This is a genomic window from Halomonas sp. DQ26W (assembly GCF_003339685.1).
In the GTDB taxonomy this organism is placed as follows: domain Bacteria; phylum Pseudomonadota; class Gammaproteobacteria; order Pseudomonadales; family Halomonadaceae; genus Halomonas.
Window position 1 is genome coordinate 1 of sequence record NZ_QPKI01000055.1, and the last position, 3,622, is coordinate 3,622.

6 protein-coding genes are annotated in these 3,622 nt (G+C 55.1%); all 6 read left to right on the forward strand.

Annotated features, from left to right (window positions below; genetic code table 11):
* On the forward strand, window positions 1–851 hold an 851-nt coding region (locus DU490_RS16790), incomplete at its 5' end, for a type VI secretion system Vgr family protein (protein WP_114575364.1).
* Entirely contained in the window at window positions 848–1,702 is an 855-nt protein-coding gene (locus tag DU490_RS16795) for a DUF4123 domain-containing protein (RefSeq protein ID WP_114575365.1), read from the forward strand. The genes DU490_RS16790 and DU490_RS16795, both read left to right, overlap by 4 nt.
* A complete protein-coding gene (locus DU490_RS16800; protein WP_114575366.1) occupies window positions 1,702–2,202 on the forward strand; it encodes a DUF3304 domain-containing protein in 501 nt (166 codons plus the stop codon). The genes DU490_RS16795 and DU490_RS16800 overlap by 1 nt, the downstream gene beginning before the upstream one ends.
* A gap of 5 nt (window positions 2,203–2,207) precedes the next feature.
* Window positions 2,208–2,720 (forward strand): DUF3304 domain-containing protein, encoded by a 513-nt coding sequence (locus tag DU490_RS17695; RefSeq protein ID WP_114575369.1) that lies wholly within the window; start codon window positions 2,208–2,210, stop codon window positions 2,718–2,720.
* A 69-nt stretch (window positions 2,721–2,789) separates the two neighbouring features.
* On the forward strand, window positions 2,790–3,218 hold the full coding sequence (locus DU490_RS17700) for a DUF3304 domain-containing protein (protein WP_404872853.1): 429 nt from the start codon (window positions 2,790–2,792) through the stop codon (window positions 3,216–3,218).
* Window positions 3,211–3,519: a hypothetical protein gene (locus DU490_RS16815; protein WP_114575368.1), complete on the forward strand. Its 309-nt coding sequence runs from the start codon at window positions 3,211–3,213 to the stop codon at window positions 3,517–3,519. The genes DU490_RS17700 and DU490_RS16815 overlap by 8 nt, the downstream gene beginning before the upstream one ends.
* Window positions 3,520–3,622: the final 103 nt, after the last annotated feature.

The window sequence follows — 3,622 nt, forward strand, 5'->3', positions numbered from 1 at the left end:
GCGGAGCCAGTGCGTGGATTCGCGTCAGCCAGGGCTGGGCCGGCGGTGGCTACGGCAGCATCGCGATTCCCAGGATCGGGCACGAGGTGATTGTCTCATTTCTCGAAGGCGATCCGGATCAACCCCTGATCACCGGGCGCACCTACCACGCGGTGAACACCCCGCCCTACGCCCTGCCCGAGCACAAGACCCGCACCGTGATCCGCACCCAGAGCCACAAGGGCGACGGCTTCAACGAACTGCGCTTCGAGGACGAAGCCGAGCGGGAACAGATCTGGCTGCACGCCCAGAAGGACCTGGAGCTGCTGACCAACAACGACCGCACCGAGGAGATCGGCAACGACAGCTTCCTCACCGTGCACCACGACCGCATTGGCGAGGTCCACGGCGATGAGCACCATACCGTGCGCGGCAACCATCATGAGCAGACCGACGCCAACCAGCACCTGATCGTGCAGGGCAGCCTGCATGTGAAGGCTGGCCAGGCCTGGCTCAGCGAATGCGGCCGCGAGCTGCACATCAAGGCCGGCCACAAGGTGGTGCTGGAAGCCGGCAGTGAACTGACGCTGAACGCCGGCGGTAGCTTCCTCAAGCTCGACGGCGGCGGCGTGACCCTGGTCGGCCCCAACGTCAAGATCAACGCCGGCGGCAGCCCCGGTTCGGGCTCCGGCCAGGCCGTGGAAGCGCCGCTGCTGCCGGGACGGGCGGTGCCAGAGGTGCATGAGCGGATTGAAGGCGTCGCGCACAGTGCATTGCTGACGACTCGGCTCAAGTTTCCGGAGATCTGCGAGGAATGCTGGAAAAAAGCCGTTGCTGAGGGGCAATATGCCGTTCCGGAGGGTAATACATGACCAGCAAATGGATTCCCGATTCGTGGCAGGAAGCTACCCAGCCCAGTGACGTGAAACGTTATGCCTTGATCGAGCTGGCTTCACTTCCACCGCAGGCCCGCACAGACCTCTTCGACACTTTCAGAGCGGAAAGCTATTTCTGGCCCTTGATCGATGACGACACTCAACCACACTTGCAACGTGAAGGTCCGTGGTTGCTGGCAGTCAGCGACGTCCGTCTAAGAGCTTGGCGCAATCTCGAATCCATTCATTGCGCGCTTCACGCGTGGATCGAAAGTGAATTAGCGGGGGAGCAGTTGGCCGCCCAGTTTGCACCGGCAATGGTCGTCGAAAATGCCGCAGGTAAACGCTCTCTGTTACGCTTCTACTTACCTGATATCATCGAACAGCTTCACGCCGGAGCTTCAGACGAGTGTCGACCTAGCCTGTTCGGCGGCATTAATCGCTGGTGGTATCGAGCAGGCGATAAGGAATGGACAGCACTGAAAGGTGTGACAATTCAAGACTCGCCTGGCCCATGGGAGCTGAAGGTAAGCGACGAGCTGTGGGCGACACTGCACGGCGATGCAGAAGTCATGGGACTAACAGCCGAGCTAATTGAAAATACGCCAGACTTGTTCAACAACGTATGCCCTTGCGAGCGCCCTCGCCTGATTGGACAGGTGCTGGAAAAAGCCGACTCGTACGGTTTGACACGCACATCGGATCGCCGCACCTTTGCATACTTACAGCTCAGTCAAGGGGACATCTTTTGGGAATCGGAGGAGATGCGACCCCTGCTGGAACAAGCCGCTAGAGGCGAAACTTTATTGCTCGAACTGCTTGAAAAAACGTATGGGGAGCCAACCTGATGCTCGCTAATTGGGCTACAAGACGCTTCTTTCGCCTGATCCCGACCTGGCTTCAGGTCATTTTGGTTGGGGCAATAGTGACCGCAGTAGTCTGGCAGTTTTTTTTACGTGAACCCACTGGTGGTTCCTTAACCGGGCATACCCATATTGACCGCCCCATATACAGCTTTTGGGTCAATGACAACTGGGGAGGGAATTTACCTTTCTATTCTGGCGGACCATATACAAGAGGAGGGGTAACCTGCTGCTGGGCATTTAAAGGCAATACTGCAGAAGTGGTTTGGATACTTAGCATGACCGGGGAGCAAGAGCGAGCAGGCGTGGAGTCTGAACGCCATAGCGTCACCTTGCCCATGCCGGAGCGCACCCGCGAAGATCAGTATCTTCATGTACATTTTTTGCCTGGCAACCGTGTGGAAATGGCCTGGAGTCCTGACCTGCAATCGCCGCTCGCTCAGCAACTCATGAGAAGCAGTACAGATCGAAACCAACAAGGATGATAATGATGCTATCACGCTGGTCGATTAGTCGCTTCTTTCGCCTGATACCAATTTGGCTTCGGGTCGTCCTAGTGGGTGGAATTATATCCGCCGTTATTTTTCAGGATGTTCTCTCTCCCTCGGTAAATGGCAGCATAGCCGGTTACAACCATACTGACCGGCCCATTTTCCGGTTTTGGGTCAATGATAACTATGGTGGAAACATAACAGCCCAATCGTGGGGCGGAACCACCTGCTGTTGGTCTTTCAAGGGCGATACAGTGGAAATCGTTTGGATCCTTAGTATGACAGGAGAGCAAGAGCGGGCAGGGGTGGAGTCAGAACGACATAGCATGGTTCTTCCCATGCCTGCGTATGCGCGTGGAGATCAATATCTGCACGTTCATTTCCTGCCTGAAAACGAGGTCGACCTCATCTGGAGCCCCAGCATCCGATCGCCAAAATTCAACCTGTATAGTCGGAGCTCGCGAAATGAAGGGGCTATCTTCCCTGAAGAAATTCAATTTCAACAAGGATGATTCATCATGCTAGTACGATGGGCGATGAATCGTTTCTTTCGTCTGATCCCGATCTGGCTACAGATAGTCATGGTAGGGGCTATCGCAACTGCCGTGGTGTGGCAAACTTACTTTCGCGAACCAACCGGAGGCTCTTTAACCGGGCATACCCATATCGATCGCCCTATATACAGCTTCTGGGTCAATGATAACTGGGGGGGGAACCTGACCAGTTACTCGGGCGGCCAGTATACGAGAGGGGGAGTAACTTGCTGTTGGTCATTCAAGGGAGATACTGCCGAAGTCGTTTGGATACTTGATGTGACTCCTGAGGATATCGCAGCAGGACTAGAAGAAGAACGCCATAGCGTGAGCCTCCCTATGCCTGAGCGAACCCGGGACGATCAATACCTTCATGTACATTTTTTACCCGGCAACCGAGTGGAGATGGCCTGGAGCCCTGACTTGCAGTCGCCACTCTCACAGCGGCTTCGTGAGGAGCACCATAGCAATGACTGACCAGCAGAAACTTGAGTGCCTTCAAGCGTTGAACGCGAGCGCGGAGGATGGATCGGTTTCTCGACTAGGGGCCGATTGCCGTCGGGCGCTGGAAATCGGCTTCTTTTTCGATGGTATGGGAAGGCACTTGTTAAGAGACCAACAAGAGAACCGCGTCAGCAATATTGGCCGTTTGTTTTCTGCTTACCCCATTCAAGAACAAAGCACCCTCTCAAGAAGCTATGATCGGTACTACTATTCTGGCCTTGGCACACCCTTCGAAACCAGCCTCTCTGAGGACATGATCCCTGGATATTCATGAGGGAGTGCTGAAAACGAAGATAGCGAATGGTAAACTCAATAGAATCAGTCAGTTCCGGCAAGAACACGATTCCAAGAGGCCATTCGCTATGGGTGAAATCGTA

Excerpts from the sequence above, each read along its gene's own strand:
- DU490_RS16795 (WP_114575365.1), top strand. The coding sequence starts at position 848 with ATGACCAGCAAATGGATTCCCGATTCGTGGCAGGAAGCTACCCAGCCC.
- DU490_RS16800 (WP_114575366.1), top strand. The coding sequence starts at position 1,702 with ATGCTCGCTAATTGGGCTACAAGACGCTTCTTTCGCCTGATCCCGACC.
- DU490_RS17695 (WP_114575369.1), top strand. The coding sequence starts at position 2,208 with ATGCTATCACGCTGGTCGATTAGTCGCTTCTTTCGCCTGATACCAATT.
- DU490_RS16815 (WP_114575368.1), top strand. The coding sequence starts at position 3,211 with ATGACTGACCAGCAGAAACTTGAGTGCCTTCAAGCGTTGAACGCGAGC.
- DU490_RS17700 (WP_404872853.1), top strand. The coding sequence starts at position 2,790 with ATGGTAGGGGCTATCGCAACTGCCGTGGTGTGGCAAACTTACTTTCGC.